12 protein-coding genes are annotated in these 15143 nt (G+C 43.1%); 10 read left to right on the plus strand and 2 right to left on the minus strand.

All coding sequences use genetic code 11. The annotated features are described in order from the left end of the window. Positions 1–10 precede the first annotated feature (10 nt). From moaA to modB, 8 genes are all read left to right on the plus strand, one after another. Complete coding sequence (gene moaA, locus JMY08_RS11075) at positions 11–1123, plus strand: GTP 3',8-cyclase MoaA (protein WP_201593371.1); 1113 nt, start codon at positions 11–13, stop codon at positions 1121–1123. 57 nt (positions 1124–1180) lie between these two features. Beyond that, positions 1181–1711, plus strand: coding sequence for a molybdenum cofactor biosynthesis protein B (gene moaB, locus JMY08_RS11080; RefSeq protein ID WP_201593373.1), 531 nt, complete (start codon positions 1181–1183; stop codon positions 1709–1711). Positions 1712–1717: 6 nt separating this feature from the next. Next, positions 1718–2446, plus strand: a complete 729-nt coding sequence (locus tag JMY08_RS11085; RefSeq protein ID WP_201593375.1) for a molybdenum cofactor guanylyltransferase — start codon at positions 1718–1720, stop codon at positions 2444–2446. Positions 2447–2482: 36 nt separating this feature from the next. Next, a complete protein-coding gene (gene moaC / locus JMY08_RS11090; RefSeq protein WP_201593377.1) occupies positions 2483–2989 on the plus strand; it encodes a cyclic pyranopterin monophosphate synthase MoaC in 507 nt (168 codons plus the stop codon). A gap of 104 nt (positions 2990–3093) precedes the next feature. After that, positions 3094–3375, plus strand: coding sequence for a MoaD/ThiS family protein (locus JMY08_RS11095; protein WP_010199064.1), 282 nt, complete (start codon positions 3094–3096; stop codon positions 3373–3375). A gap of 67 nt (positions 3376–3442) precedes the next feature. After that, entirely contained in the window at positions 3443–3934 is a 492-nt protein-coding gene (locus JMY08_RS11100; RefSeq protein WP_201593379.1) for a molybdenum cofactor biosynthesis protein MoaE, read from the plus strand. A gap of 18 nt (positions 3935–3952) precedes the next feature. Next, on the plus strand, positions 3953–4795 hold the full coding sequence (gene modA / locus JMY08_RS11105) for a molybdate ABC transporter substrate-binding protein (RefSeq protein WP_201593381.1): 843 nt from the start codon (positions 3953–3955) through the stop codon (positions 4793–4795). Between the two features lie 308 nt (positions 4796–5103). Further along, entirely contained in the window at positions 5104–5802 is a 699-nt protein-coding gene (modB, locus tag JMY08_RS11110; RefSeq protein ID WP_201593383.1) for a molybdate ABC transporter permease subunit, read from the plus strand. Between the two features lie 57 nt (positions 5803–5859). Here the strand turns inward: modB and JMY08_RS11115 are convergent, their stop codons facing one another. Both JMY08_RS11115 and JMY08_RS11120 read right to left on the minus strand, forming a co-directional pair. Then, complete coding sequence (locus JMY08_RS11115; protein ID WP_201593384.1) at positions 5860–6342, minus strand: hemerythrin domain-containing protein; 483 nt, start codon at positions 6340–6342, stop codon at positions 5860–5862. 263 nt (positions 6343–6605) lie between these two features. Continuing rightward, positions 6606–7559, minus strand: a complete 954-nt coding sequence (locus JMY08_RS11120; RefSeq protein WP_010199077.1) for an acyltransferase — start codon at positions 7557–7559, stop codon at positions 6606–6608. Positions 7560–8827: 1268 nt separating this feature from the next. Here JMY08_RS11120 and JMY08_RS11125 point away from each other — a divergent pair. Continuing rightward, positions 8828–13975, plus strand: coding sequence for a beta strand repeat-containing protein (locus tag JMY08_RS11125; protein WP_201593385.1), 5148 nt, complete (start codon positions 8828–8830; stop codon positions 13973–13975). 59 nt (positions 13976–14034) lie between these two features. Next, a partial coding sequence (locus JMY08_RS11130; RefSeq protein ID WP_201593386.1) for a hypothetical protein occupies positions 14035–15143 on the plus strand: 1109 nt, incomplete at its 3' end.

Consider the following 15143-nt stretch of genomic DNA (forward strand, 5'->3'; position numbering starts at 1 on the left):
GTAGGAAAATATGAGTGATGACAACATTAAGATAGGCCATGCACAACTGTATTCGCCTAGTATGTCTACAGTAACAGCAGTCGCCGCTTTTGATAGCTATCAAGCCCCGTCTGTAGCAGCACCTACCGAGCAAGATATTGAGCACTCTCAACCGTTAACTGATGGTTTTGCTCGACGTCTCACTTATCTGCGTTTGTCTATTACTGACTTCTGTAATTTTCGCTGTGAATACTGTTTGCCGAACGGCTATCAAGGCAAACGCCCTGATGATGAGCTCAGCGTCCCTGAGATTGCCACACTGATACGCGGCTTTGCTCAAGTCGGCACCAAAAAAGTTAGAATCACTGGTGGTGAGCCATCGATTCGTCGTGATGTCGTCGAGATTATTGAAACCATTAAACAAACTGATGGCATTGAAACGGTGGCGATGACCAGTAATGGTTATAAGCTGGGTAAGCATTTAGCCAGTTGGCAAGCGGCTGGGCTCGACCAGTTAAATATCAGCATGGACAGCTTTGATGCTGCTACCTTTCATAAGATGACAGGCTTTGATAGCTTACTGCAACTGCTTGCTGACATGGATACGTTGCTGCAAACTACGGATATCAAGCTTAAAATTAACAGTGTGTTGATGGCAGAGACCGCCTTTGAAAATCTGATGGATGCCATTGACTACGTCAAAGATAGACAAGTGACTTATCGATTTATTGAGTTCATGCAGACGAGTGACAATAGCGACTTGTTTTTTGCCCAGCATGCCCAGTCTGATATTATCACCGATTATTTATTAGAGCATGGCTGGCAGCCGCATGAGCGTGGCAGTAGCGATGGTCCTGCGGTAGAGTACAGCCATCCTGATTATCTGGGGCGCATTGGTATGATTGCCCCTTACGCGGCGCATTTCTGTGACACCTGCAATCGCCTACGGGTGAGCAGTCAAGGCAAAGTGCATCTGTGCTTATTCGATCAAGGCAACTATGATATTCGTCAGCATTTACAGAAAAATGATGTGCAGGGTTTGGTCAATGATCTACATAGTTTTATGCCGATTAAACCTGAGCATCATCATTTGCATGATGCCAATAGTGGCATTATGCACAACCTGTCAATCATTGGCGGTTAAATTAATGAGCACGTTACACTTTTTTAAACATTAACATCACCTTCTCTAGGAAACTCTATGAGCAAACCCGCTGCAGCATTTACATCGCTTAATATTGCCGTATTAACCGTCTCTGACAGTCGCACAATCGCAGAAGATACTTCAGGACAATACTTGGCAGACAGCTTAATCGAAGCAGGTCATCACTTGGCAGATCGTCAATTGATTTCTGATGATATCTATCAGATAAGAGCGGTTATTAGCGGCTGGATTGCAGATCCAAAGGTTCATGCGGTGATTACAACGGGCGGTACAGGATTTTTTATCAGAGACAGTATGCCAGAAGCGGTAAAAGTACTGTTTGATAAGTCGATCGATGGCTTTGGTGAAATGTTTCGTCTCATCTCAAAAGATGAAATTGGCATGTCTACGGTACAATCACGAGCGGTTGCTGGCATGGCAAATGGCACGGGTATATTTTGCTTACCGGGCTCATCAGGCGCGTGTCGTACTGGCTGGGAAAATATCTTAAAAGAGCAGTTCGATAGCCGTACCCGTCCATGCAATTTTGTGCCACACTTTTGGGCACAAAACCCTAGCCATGACTGATATTCAATGATGGCTAATACTGCACCACATCTAAATAGCTTAGCAGGCGTAGTCATCTTAGCAGGTGGCGCGTCCAAGCGTATGGGCGTGCCCAAAGCGGAGCTCATTCTGCCGACAGGTGAGCGGCTGTTAGACTATCATGTGCGTCATGCCCTTGAACTAACAGCGGCTGATTCAAATACCGCTGGTTTCAATATACCGATTATGATTGCAGACAATGAGCGCGGTTTTACGGTTGATTTAGATTTAAGTATTGGTAATCCACAATCTCCAATTATGCATATTACTGATTATAATCCTGTCAATGATGACGAGCAGAGCGATAATGGTGGGGCTCTGGTTGCTATTGAATCAGCTTTGCAGACATTAGCCAAGCTCACTGATGCAACGCCAAACCAAAAATCCGGCTCCTCATGGTTACTCGTTATTAGCTGCGATAGCTTAATACCGGCAACAGGTTTGTGGCAAAAATTGCAAGCGGCGATGAGCCAAGCGGCTGATAAAAAAGTAATTTGCCTAACCGATGACAGCCATCTATATCCGTTGTTAGGGCTGTATCAATTAAGTATTGAGGCTGACTTGAAGGCTTATATTGATAGCGGTCAACGCCGTGTCATGTCATTCATTAAGCCTCTTACGCAAGCTGTGCCTTTGACAGAAAATTGGAAGCATCTGACCAACTTTAATACCCCTGAAGATTTCCAACGCGCCTGCGCAGCGTTAAGCGATTTATAAAAAATTATCAAGAGACATTATCAAGAGAAATTAGCAATGAATAGCAATAATCAGGAAAGCAGACAATCTAGCTTATCGCATCTAGACGGCAACGGCGATATTACCATGGTCGATGTCAGTGGCAAGACGGCAACGACGCGAGAAGCCAACGCGGTCGGACAAGTACGTTTTCCAAGCGAGATTTATGTGCAAATCAAAGCTGCTGATGGCATGACCAAAAAGGGCAGCATTACTCAGACGGCGCATATCGCCGGTATCATGGCTGCCAAGCGCACGCACGATTTGATTCCACTATGTCATCCATTACCATTAGACAAGATTGGTCTAGCCTTTGCCTACGATGATGCGCTGCATGCTATTACCGTCATCGGCACTGTCAAAGTCACGCATAAAACTGGGGTCGAGATGGAAGCCTTAACCGCCGTTAGCATTGCTTGTTTGACCATCTATGATATGACCAAAGCGCTATCGCATGATATCGTTATTGATAATATTCATTTGGTGACAAAAACGGGCGGCAAATCAGATTATAGTCATGCTTAAAATCAGGCTTAGATTGATGAGATTTTTTTCTAACGATGAGCATTATTAAATAAGCAGTAATATCAGTATAACGCTCGACAGCTTACACAGAATGGAAGGTTTTTATGAGTACTATTGACGTAGCACCAAACACTGAAGCAAGGATGACTATCAACGTGCTATATTTCGCCAGCTTAGCGGATGAAGCCAACTGCCAAGAGGAAGCGGTCAGCGTTGAGCAGTCGACCTCATTAACTGAGCTGTATGAACAACTCAGTCAAAAGCACCGCTTTAGTCGCCCGCAGGCAGAGCTACGCGTGGCGGTAAATGATTACTTTGCCAAATGGACAGACCAGATCCATGATGGTGACAGTGTGGTATTTATCACCCCAGTCGCGGGTGGTTAAATTTTAGTAGACCGCTTCCTATTTAAAAAGACAGCAAATTTAAAAAGACAGCAAATAGAGATATAAAATGACAGATAATGTCCATAGCCACTCAATGACCATCAAGCGTAGCATCGACGAAGCCTATCTAATCGCTGAGCGTGATGGCTTTGCGTTATTGGATGTGGCGATTGATGAAGGCCGACTCAAAAACACCCTCGACGATGATAGCTGCGGCGCTTTCGTCTGCTTTGAGGGTAGAGTACGCAATCACAATAATGCCGCCAGCGTTGAGCGCTTAACCTATTATGGCTATGAAGACTTGGCACTGAATCAAGGTCGCGCAATTATCGAAGAAGCCAAAAAGCGTTTTGAAATCACTCATGCTATTGCCATCCATCGTATCGGTGCTTTAGAGATAGGTGATGTCGCTGTCTGGGTGGGCGTGGTTTCTGCCCATCGTTATCCCGCTTTTGATGCTTGCCGCTGGATACTAGATACGATTAAGGCAGACATTCCGGTGTGGAAACAAGAGTATTACGACAATGATGTTTCGAAGTGGCTTAGCAATAACGGTTAAGAACGAGGATGGTTAGTAATGGCTAAGTTGATGGCAGTGACACCTATCTTTGCATTTTTACTAGTAGCGTTAAGCGCTTGTACAGCAGAAAATACGGTTGACACGGATTCTGCTAGCCAGACACCTGAACAAACTCAAACCCTACGTATCGCTGCTGCTGCCAACTTATCGGATGTGTTGCCTCAAATTATTGACGGTTATAAAACAGATGAAAACTTAGCGGCGCAGGATATTGACGTGACTTATGCCTCATCAGGTAAGTTATACGCGCAAATAAAAGCAGGGGCACCTTACGACATATTCTTGTCTGCCAACCAAGAATTCCCTGCCAAATTGGCGGCTGAAAGAGTCGTAGATAACGCTAAAAATAATGAGAGCTATACACCGTTTACTTATACGCAAGGTCAATTGGCGCTATATAGTGTCACTAAGTCATTGCATGGGCTTGAGCCAGCAGCAGTGATTTATTTATTAATAAAAGACGCTAATAGCAAGATAGCTATCGCCAATCCTGAGCTTGCCCCTTATGGCGTATCGGCACAAGCCTATCTACAATCGCAAAATTTATATAACACTTTAAATAAGCAAAAACGCCTGATACAAGCAGAAAATATCGGCCAAGCATTTCAATACGCGCATACGGGTAGTGTGGATTATGGTTTTGTTGCACAGTCACAAATCATCGCTATCAAAGCCAAACCTGAACAATTTATCACGTTAGCACCAGCCTCTTATCCAGCGATTTTCCAAGATGGTATCGTCATTAGTGACGCGCCCATTGCCGCAGATTTTACAGATTATTTGCGTTCAAAAGCAGGACAACACTATTTCTCACAAGCGGGCTATTTAATGGTTAAATAACCAAGCATTATCCTTATACCAAACCCAAAAATACGATTAGCTGTGTCAAAATCGCTTGGCCTACAATGCGTAGTACTTGTACTCTTTTTCCTTGTTACTCTAATTTTTGTGAATGATATAGTGAGTGAAAAGTAATATCTATACATGACGCACTGCTGATATCAATTTTTCTTGCTTGCTGTGCCTGCGCAGACAGAGGCGACAAAAAACTGATATCAGCAATACCGTCGCTTTTTTAAGATATTTTGACTATATTACTTGTTACGATCATTAATGGCTAGCAACGACCAAGAAAGAGCAATGACGTTATGATAGCCCAATCTTTTATGGCAGACATGCTCAGTCCATTGTGGGTGAGCGTTAAGCTCGCTAGTGTTACGACCTTATGCTTATTACTGTTTGCCACGCCTGTCGCTTATTGGCTCGCCAAACCGAGCCGTGGCCGAGTACTTAGTCGTTTTAAAGTCTTACTAATGGGCGTTATCGCGTTGCCGTTGGTATTACCGCCTACCGTGATTGGCTTTTATTTATTACTGCTATTAAGCCCCAACGTCGGTATCGGTAAATGGCTTGCTGAGCATAATATCAGCCCATTCATCTTTACCTTTGAAGGGCTTGTCATCGGCTCTATTATTTACTCGTTGCCCTTTTATATTCAGCCTGTCTACGCTCAGTTTTTACGCATTCCACCAAGCGTCATCGAAGTGGCGCATTTATTGGAGCCAAGTCGTCTGAGGCGCTTTATGAAAGTGGCATTGCCACAAGCGCGCGTTGGTATCATTCTTGGCAGCTTAATTAGTTTTGCCCATACTATTGGCGAGTTTGGAGTGGTATTGATGATAGGTGGGAGTATCTCAGGTGAGACCAAAGTCGTCTCGATTGCTATCTATGAGCAAGTTGAGGCGCTGAATTATGAAGCGGCACATATGATGTCCGGCATTCTTATTATCATTGGTATCATCATGGTCGCCTTGATTGCCACTGTCAATAAGCTAAATCAACGCTGATGCTCAATTAACGCCAATAGAAGCGACGCAAACAGCATTTTTAAAACACTATAATTTCTAGCGGTTCTCATCTGAGCGCTTAATACTGTCTGGGCTTGCTTGATAAACAGCATCCAGCTCATCCTCTGTTAGATACTTTTCTACGATAGGATACAGTTCGCGCTCCTCAAAACGAATATGGTCGTGTAGTAACGTGGCAAGCTCTCTTATTTGTTCTCTCGTTATAGATTGACTCGCCGTTTTTTGACCCGCATCTATCAGGGTCTGCAAACGTTTATGCTGACCAGAAAGCGCCGCTAATACCGATGCTACTTCAGGTTGAGATGCTCGATAAGGCTCTAACGCATTAGCAATTAAACTGTCTTCAATCTGAAAATGATCTTCAGTCTGAAAATGCATATCGTCGATATAAGCGGTGAGATTATGCCAGTGCTTGGCAATCTCTGTAGCCGTTTCAGTGCATTCTTTCGCATGACGAGACAAGTTGAGACCAAGGTGATGCTGGCGAGATAATGGCTGTAATTGATTGGCACGTTTCATATTTAAATACCTTGATGAGTTAGGGCGTGTACTCAATCTAAACGAAAGCGACTAAGTGGGTTAAAAACGGCTAAATCTTGCCAAACTGCTAGCTAATATCCTGATATTCTCTGCGCTGTCTCTTTCTCTGTCTTGTATTGACCTAACTATAGTCATGCTCTAACCACCAAGCATGCTTTTTGACACCCCACTCACTTTTTTAATGTGGGGGTCAAAGTATCAAAATATATAAGCCTTATTTATTGCCTTTTCTATTGATTGGTTTAGACGTCAGGATGGCTATCAAATTCAGCCAGCATAGCGCTAATACGCTGATCTTTTTGATGCCACATTTCCTCTATCCAAGCAAACATTTGCGCCTTGATGGCCTCATCATTCTCATAACCACCGTTTTTGACCGCATCAAATAGTGCATCAGGTATCTCGACATGTCGCACGTCGACACCCAAACGCTTAATGTTGCCCTTCCACAGATCACTATACGTCGGCACCCCGTCAGGATAAACGATGGTCATATCCAAGATGCCATCCATCTCTTTACCCAACGCATTGATCGCCAATGAGAGACCACCCGCGCGAGGCTTGAGCAGATGCTTATAAGGTGACTGCTGTTTGTCATGTTTGTCTTGGGTAAAGCGCGTCCCTTCTAAATAGTTCAATAAGGTAAAGGGTTTGTCTTTGAGGAGGGCGCATGCGCGTTTTGCTTCTTCGATATCTTTACCTTGTAAGGCTGGGTTTTTAGCAATCGCTTCTTTAGAGTGCCGACGCATCATAGGAAAGTCTAAAAAGTAAAAAGCTTGACCAATGACAGGAATATATATCAGCTCAAACTTGGTGAAAAAGCGCGTTAATGGTAAGCGATTTTCACTAATATATTGCACGATACTGGTATCTACCCATGATTGATGATTACTCATCAGTAGGTATTTGCCCTGCATATTGACGTCATCGGGTAGGCTGATACGCCAGTCTTTCTCTGGCAAGATATTATCGATTAAAGCGTTATTACTGTTTATCCAATAATTGGTCACTTTGATCATCGTGTCATCAGCGATCGCTGCACCAGTCACGACTTTGGTGGCACCCATCAGCCATACGGGTAGCGCAACAATTAAGCTATTACCAGCAAGCACACCTGTTGCCGTTGCAAGCGAGGCGACTTTGCCCAGTTTAGGGTTGCGTTTGTGCATTTTTTGCATGAATGATGACAGTCGCATGTTAAATCCTTTTATTCTACTAACTGATATGATAATGACTCCAGTTCAATGAGTGCTCGTCGACCATTTGGTTTTTATGAGCGTATAAACTGGAATTGAGAAGATTCGACCTATCATTATCCACTTGTTGGCGGTGTTTTCTAGCGTTTTTGAGTAATTTCTAACGCCATTGACTCAGTAAATAAAGTATAAGTACCATCTGCGTTCTAAAATGCGATGTAAATTTCTATTGCCCTGCCATTTGATGTCGTTTGGTAAGATTAGCCACCTTGGGCTCATTGATTTTTTACATCTGCATTGAGGGCGCGGCCTAACATGACCCGAATTGACATAATGGGCATGACCAATGACTCGAATGCATCTATTGATGCCTGAAATAATCGTGTTAGATTTAAGATATTAATAGATAACATACTTGATAAGGATATCACGATGATAAACAGGATCACTCATGCTTAATCTAAAAAGACTAACGTTAACCACCGCTATCATTATCCGTTTTCAATCAAGCCGTTCAGAATATAAAAGTGCCATAAGGTGCTGCTGATGTAATAGGGGACTTCTTACCCACACTTCCATACTTTACTAAGGCTGAATTTGAGGCGTTAAGTTGGAATGCCTATACGTCGCAGGCTATCTTTAGTTCTAGAAATTTCAGCACAGACCCCTAATATATTTCGGTATAACTCTATACCGTGAGAACAATGGCGATGCGATATGGTTAATTTGGTGACCATCTCTAAAGGCATTTTATCGCCATCGAATTGATATAAATCAATGGCTTGCATAATGACTTTAGGAGTGTCGTGAGAGCGGTCAATCTTAAATAAGTAGAGAGCCAAGGTTTTTCTATTAGAGAGAATCATACTTTTATGATGGCTGACGAGATGTAGAGATATAGTCGCTTAACGCTTCAATCAACATGCGAATAGCACCTTCTTAAATTTCAGATATGTGGTTCTGTCTTTTTATGGCTATATTCTCTCAGATTTAATAGATATTCGATTATATAAATATATGCTTGCAATGTTTACAAAACAGTAATAATATTACATAGTCACTTAATTTCAATTACATTTAAACAACTTTTATTTACATCATCAAGAAGCCCTATTTAAAGATGTAATATTTTTCATATCGGTACAATTTATTCAGCATTTTCTCAAATAATTTTCTGTAAACCCCTATATGAAGTATCTATAGAGCATGTGCAAAAATATTTTTGTTCCATGCTGTAATGAATTCCTATTCAAAATAGAGTATGTATCATGATGAAGACGACTAAAACCCCTATTCTACAAAGGACGGCTCTAATACTGGCAATGACTGCCATTAGTTTTCCATCTTATGCGTTAAGTGGTATCAATGATCCTTTTAATCTTGATACCTATCAGAGTACTGATGAAGGTCAGGTGATCATTGATAATCGCGATCGGAGTATAGGGAATAATAATTGGATTAATACCAACGATCCTTTTATACAAGAATTAAGAGATCTTAGAGATAATCCACCAGAAGCAGTGCCTGTAGAACCTGCACCGCCGATCCCTACAATTGTGCCGTCAGATCCAGCTTACAGTAACCCAAATGCTCCACAACCTGCACCTTCAGGTCCAGGACCAGGGTCTTCAGGGTATTCAGATAGAACGGACAGAAAATGTTCAGAGACTTTTGATAATGAAATCCGTAACCTAGAGTACGGAATGCTGGGTGTTGATATCGCTCAAACAGTTTTAGAAGCAACTGGCGAAGCAGTACAAGGGTTACCTTTTGGTGCGGGGATGGCGGGTGGTGCCGTTGTGGTTGCCTCACTAACAGCTCAAATAGTAAATGCAGCACTTGGATTTGTGGTACTTGATAAGGATGCAGATGCTGCAGATGCGCCGTCATGTGGGCAGGAGTTCGTCGGTGATGTCGAGGTAACAGAGGGTGCAGCTGTTGTTGTTGAAAATAGAGCTGGCACCGCATCAGTATCATTAGGTCCTGATGGGGCAGGTAACCTACAATCGGGAGTGTCTATTGGTGGTGGACAGATACTAGGGGCTGGTGACAGTAACAATGGAGATGCCGCGACAGCATCAGACCCAACAGCGATTGCCATCGGTAATGGTTCTCAAGCATTAGTAGCAAATAGTACCGCTATTGGAGAGAGCGCCATAGCAAGCGGTGCAAATTCAAGCAGCTATGGCGCACAGTCTCAAGCAACGGGTGGAAACAGCACTGCAATTGGACGAGATGCGCAAGCGACCAATACAAATACGACAGCAGCTGGTGTGAGTAGTAGAGCGACAGGTTCAAACAGCACAGCAACTGGACAAGGTGCACAGGCGACCAATACAAATACGACAGCAGCTGGTGTAAGTAGTAGAGCGACAGGTTCAAACAGCACAGCAAACGGACAGGATGCACAGGCGGCCGCCATCAATACAACGGCAACCGGTGTGAGTAGTAGAGCAACTGGTGCAAGCAGCACTGCAATGGGACAGGATGCACAAGCTACTGATACCAACACTACCGCGGCAGGCGTTGGCAGTAGAGCGACAGGTTCAAACAGCACAGCAAACGGACAGGATGCACAGGCGACCAATACAAATACGACAGCATCTGGTGTGAGTAGTAGAGCGACAGGTTCAAACAGCACCGCAAACGGACAAAACGCACAAGCCACTCAAGAAAATGCAACGGCAATGGGTCAAAACGCACAAGCTACCGCTGTAAATACAACAGCAGCTGGTGTGAACGCTCTAGCAACAGGTGCAAACAGCACAGCAAATGGACAAGACGCACAAGCCACCAATACAAATACAACGGCATCAGGTGTGAGCAGCAGAGCGATAGGCTTAAATAGCACAGCAAACGGACAAGATGCACAAGCTACCCAAGAGAATACAACGGCATCAGGTGTGAGCAGTAGAGCAACAGGTTTAAACAGCACCGCAACTGGACAAAACGCACAAGCCACTCGAGAGAATGCAACGGCGTTGGGTCGCAATGCACAAGCCACCGCTGTTAATACAACAGCAACTGGTGTCAATGTGAAAGCAACCGGTCTAGAAGCCACCGCCACTGGTTTTGAAGGCACAGCATCAGGATCTTACGCAACCACCTCAGGTAGTAGAGCCATTGCTTCAGGGTTTGGCTCAACAGCAAATGGTGCACAAAGTGAAGCAACGGCAGACCGTACCACCGCAATAGGTTACGACAGTGTGGCGTTGGCTCAAAACAGTACAGCAGTTGGCGCAATTGCTCTAGCAACTGGCGCAAACAGCACCGCAATGGGACAAAACGCACAAGCCACTCGAGAGAATGCAACGGCGTTGGGTCGCAATGCGAAAGCCACCGCTGTTAATACAACAGCAACTGGTGTCAATGTTAAGGCAACTGGTCTAGAAGCCACCGCCACTGGTTTTGAAGGCACAGCATCAGGATCTTACGCAACCACCTCAGGTAGTAGAGCCATTGCTTCAGGGTTTGGCTCAACAGCAAATGGTGCGCAAAGTGAAGCAACGGCAGACCGTACTACTGCAATAGGTTATGACAGTGTGGCGTTGGCTCAAAACAGTACAGCAGTTGGCGCAATTGCTCTAGCAACTGGCGCAAACAGCACCGCAACTGGACAAAACGCACAAGCCACTCAAGAGAATGCAACGGCGTTGGGTCGCAATGCGAAAGCCACCGCTGTTAATACAACAGCAACTGGTGTCAATGTGAAGGCAACTGGTCTAGAAGCCACCGCCACTGGTTTTGAAGGCACAGCATCAGGATCTTACGCAACCACCTCAGGTAGTAGAGCTATTGCTTCAGGGTTTGGCTCAACAGCAAATGGTGCACAAAGTGAAGCAACGGCAGACCGTACCACCGCAATAGGTTACGACAGTGTGGCGTTGGCTCAAAACAGTACAGCAGTTGGCGCAATTGCTCTAGCAACTGGCGCAAACAGCACCGCAATGGGACAAAACGCACAAGCCACTCGAGAGAATGCAACGGCATTGGGTCGCAATGCTATTGCTAATGGTACCAACTCATTATCTGTAGGAGCGTCTAACGAGTCTTTAGCGAATAGAACGACAGCGGTTGGTTCTAATAATATCGTTGAAGCAGCAAGTTCATCGACCATTGGACAGTCTAATATTATAAAAGCCACGAGTCCTACCACTACTAGCAGAGCAGTAAATAATACTGTGGCGAACAGCCATGCACTTGGAAATAATAATATTATCAACTCAAGTGATACATTTGTTTTGGGTTCTAATATTAATAACACAGGGCAAGTTGATAACGCTGGTAACGCCATACCAATAGGTAATACAGTCAAAAACTCAGTCTATCTAGGCAACAATACGGTTGCAACTACAGGCGACAAAGTGGGAACACAGTTGTTACAAAGTAGCGGACAACAAGGCAATACGACGACTGCTGGAAACACTGGCAGAGTGGCCAATACAGTAATAGGTAGCATCGATTACAATAACTTTGCAGCAAGTACGGCAAACGGTGTTATATCAGTAGGATCAGCCAATAATGAACGTAGAATTCAAAACGTAGCAGCTGGTGAAATATCCCAAACCTCCTCAGATAGTGTCAATGGTAGTCAGTTATATTCTGTTGCGATGAATACCTCACTAAATAGAGATATTGCACTTAAAAATCAGAGTGATATTGCTGCGGCCAAAGTTGAAATCGATGATACTAAAAATGCTTTAACCACCGCTAATACTCTTATTTCGACAAATACGGCCAACATTGCATCTAATGCGACTGATCTAGTCACTGTTAAGGCCGCCACTTCTAAAAACACTAATGATTTAGTGACAGCCAATAATGCAATTTCTCAAAATACTAGCTCGATCGCTCAGTATGCAAGTGCTCTTGGTACTATCAACACAAGTGTGTCCGACAATACAAGTGCATTGACCACGGCCAACGCAGGTATTGCTAAAAATACTGATGATTTAGTAATAGCAAACGCAGGGATTGCCAAAAATACTGGTGATTTAGTAATAGCAAACGCAGGGATTGCTAAAAATACTGGTGATCTAGTAACTGCCAATAATGCGATTTCTAGCAATACGAATATCATTTCACAAAACGTGGGTAAGCTCATTGTTATTGAGTCTGAAGTTTCAAAAAACACGAATGACTTGATCAATGCCAACACCAAGATTTCAAAAAATGCTGATGACTTAATCAATGCCAATACCAAGATTTCGAAAAATACAGATGATTTAGCCAATGCTAATACCAATGTTTTGAAAAATACGGATGACTTAATCAATGCTAATACTAAGATTTCGAAAAACACAGATGATTTAGCTAATGCTAATACCAAGATTTCGAAAAACACAGATGATTTAGCCGATGCTAACACCAAGATTTCGAAAAATACGGATGATTTAATCAATGCCAATACTAATATTTCGAAAAATACGGATGATTTAATCAATGCCAATACTAAGATTTCAAAAAATATAGATGATTTAGCCACTGCCAATACTAAGATTTCGCAAAATAAAGGCGATATCCTGAAAAATAGTGAAAACTTAGTGACAGCGAACAGTACGATAGCTAAAAACAGCAATGATATTTTAAAAAATGCAGAAGATTTAGTTAGCGCAAACAGTGGTATAGCTAAAAACAGAGATGATCTAATAACAGCAAATACAGTGATATCTCAGAATTCAAATGATATCTCAAGTAACAAAAATGATTTGAATGTGGCGAATGTGGCTATCGCTAAAAACAGCGATGACTTAATAACAGCAAATACAGCTATTGCTAAAAACACAAACGATTTGGTCGATACGGCTGCTAACGTTGCTAGTCTAGATTCAGTCGTTCAGCAGAATACTACTAAGATATCTAAAGGAATTACATTTAACGATGGTACAAATAGCACTACACATCAGTTAGGCGATACGATTGCAGTGAAGAGTACCAATCAGAATGTATCTGTTCAAACGACAAGTGAAGGCATTAGTGTAGGACTAAGCAACGACATTCAGGTAAATAGCATTCAAATCAATAATGGTCCTAGTCTATCCAACAATGGCATAAATGCCGCCAATAGCAGAATAACCAATGTATCTCCAGGTGTTAATTATAATGATGCTGTGAATGTTGGACAGTTATCGAAAGTGTACGAATACTCACGTGAATATTCACGACAAGGTGATGAAATTGCTTACAAAGGCATAGCGATGTCAGCAGCCTTATCCAACGGTTCAGACGCAGTGGCTAGACCTGGTCAGCTGTCAGGTATGATCGGAGTAGGAAACTTTAAAAGCAATACTGCCATGGCAATTGGCATAACATATTTGAGTAAGGAAAGTAATTATAAGCTAACAGGAGGGTTTGCATATGCTGGAAGTGATGACATCTTATATCAGGGTGGGCTTGCTTTTGCGATAGGTCGATAAAACATTCTTTTAACAAAACATTTTTGGCACTTCATTAAATAATTCAGAGAGGAAATATTATGCAAACCAATTTTCAGCGCAAGCTTTTGGCTATAGCGATTACTACAGCGACAGGCGCATTTTTTGTATCACCAGTTATGGCAGCTGGTGATCCAGGCGTAGTACAATGTGGATCGAATAATGGTGGGACTGAGGCAGTAAACTGCTCTGGTAGTTCTACACTAAATTCTGATTTAATTATTGCAAGTAATGGTAGCAACACTGGTTCTTTAACAGTAGCAGGCGCAACCACGGTAGGTACTAGTGCTCAGAATGCTAATTTAACAGTCAATGGCAATACAACTACTACTGGTAATACTACTACAGGTAGCCTTACTACAACTGGTGCAACTAATACAAATGGTCTTACTAATACTGGTACTTTAACCAACAACGGCGCAACTCAGTTAAATGGCAATACCACAGTAGGTACTACCACAAACCCAGCTAATCTAAAAGTCAATGGTAATACAGAGACGACTGGTAATAATAGTACTACTGGTAATAATAGTACTACTGGTAATACTGTCACTACGGGTACGACAACTACTAATGGGCTAACCAGCAATGCGCCGACTCAGTTAAATGGCACGCTAGATGTTACAGGCCTATCTACAACAGCTGGTATTGACAATACAGGTCCTATCGATAGCTTAGGCGATCTCACTAACACAGGCACCTTAACCAATAACGGTGCATCTCAGTTAAATGGCACGCTAGATGTTACAGGCCTATCTACAACAGCTGGTATTGACAATACAGGTCCTATCGATAGCTTAGGCGATCTCACTAACACAGGCACCTTAACCAATAACGGTGCATCTCAGTTAAATGGCACGCTAGGAGTTACAGGCCAATCTAGCACCAATGGTTTGAATAACACCGGTCTTCTAGCCAACACTGGTAATTTAACCAACTCAGGCACGCTAACCAATACTGGCGCTACTGAACTACAAGACACATTAAGTGTTGCAGGCCAATCTAGCACCAATGGTTTGGATAACACTGGTCTACTAGCCAATACAGGTAACTTGACTAACTCAGGTACGCTAACCAATACTGGCGCTACTGAACTACAAGACACATTAAGTGTTGCAGGCCAATCTAGCACCAATGGTTTGGATAACAC

Source organism: Psychrobacter sp. Pi2-51, from assembly GCF_904846665.1.
Lineage (GTDB): Bacteria > Pseudomonadota > Gammaproteobacteria > Pseudomonadales > Moraxellaceae > Psychrobacter > Psychrobacter glaciei.

Coding starts and splice junctions, on each gene's coding strand:
- moaA (WP_201593371.1), top strand. CDS start 11: ATGAGTGATGACAACATTAAGATAGGCCATGCACAACTGTATTCGCCT.
- moaB (WP_201593373.1), top strand. CDS start 1,181: ATGAGCAAACCCGCTGCAGCATTTACATCGCTTAATATTGCCGTATTA.
- JMY08_RS11085 (WP_201593375.1), top strand. CDS start 1,718: ATGATGGCTAATACTGCACCACATCTAAATAGCTTAGCAGGCGTAGTC.
- moaC (WP_201593377.1), top strand. CDS start 2,483: ATGAATAGCAATAATCAGGAAAGCAGACAATCTAGCTTATCGCATCTA.
- JMY08_RS11095 (WP_010199064.1), top strand. CDS start 3,094: ATGAGTACTATTGACGTAGCACCAAACACTGAAGCAAGGATGACTATC.
- JMY08_RS11100 (WP_201593379.1), top strand. CDS start 3,443: ATGACAGATAATGTCCATAGCCACTCAATGACCATCAAGCGTAGCATC.
- modA (WP_201593381.1), top strand. CDS start 3,953: ATGGCTAAGTTGATGGCAGTGACACCTATCTTTGCATTTTTACTAGTA.
- modB (WP_201593383.1), top strand. CDS start 5,104: ATGATAGCCCAATCTTTTATGGCAGACATGCTCAGTCCATTGTGGGTG.
- JMY08_RS11115 (WP_201593384.1), bottom strand. CDS start 6,342: ATGAAACGTGCCAATCAATTACAGCCATTATCTCGCCAGCATCACCTT.
- JMY08_RS11120 (WP_010199077.1), bottom strand. CDS start 7,559: ATGCGACTGTCATCATTCATGCAAAAAATGCACAAACGCAACCCTAAA.
- JMY08_RS11125 (WP_201593385.1), top strand. CDS start 8,828: ATGATGAAGACGACTAAAACCCCTATTCTACAAAGGACGGCTCTAATA.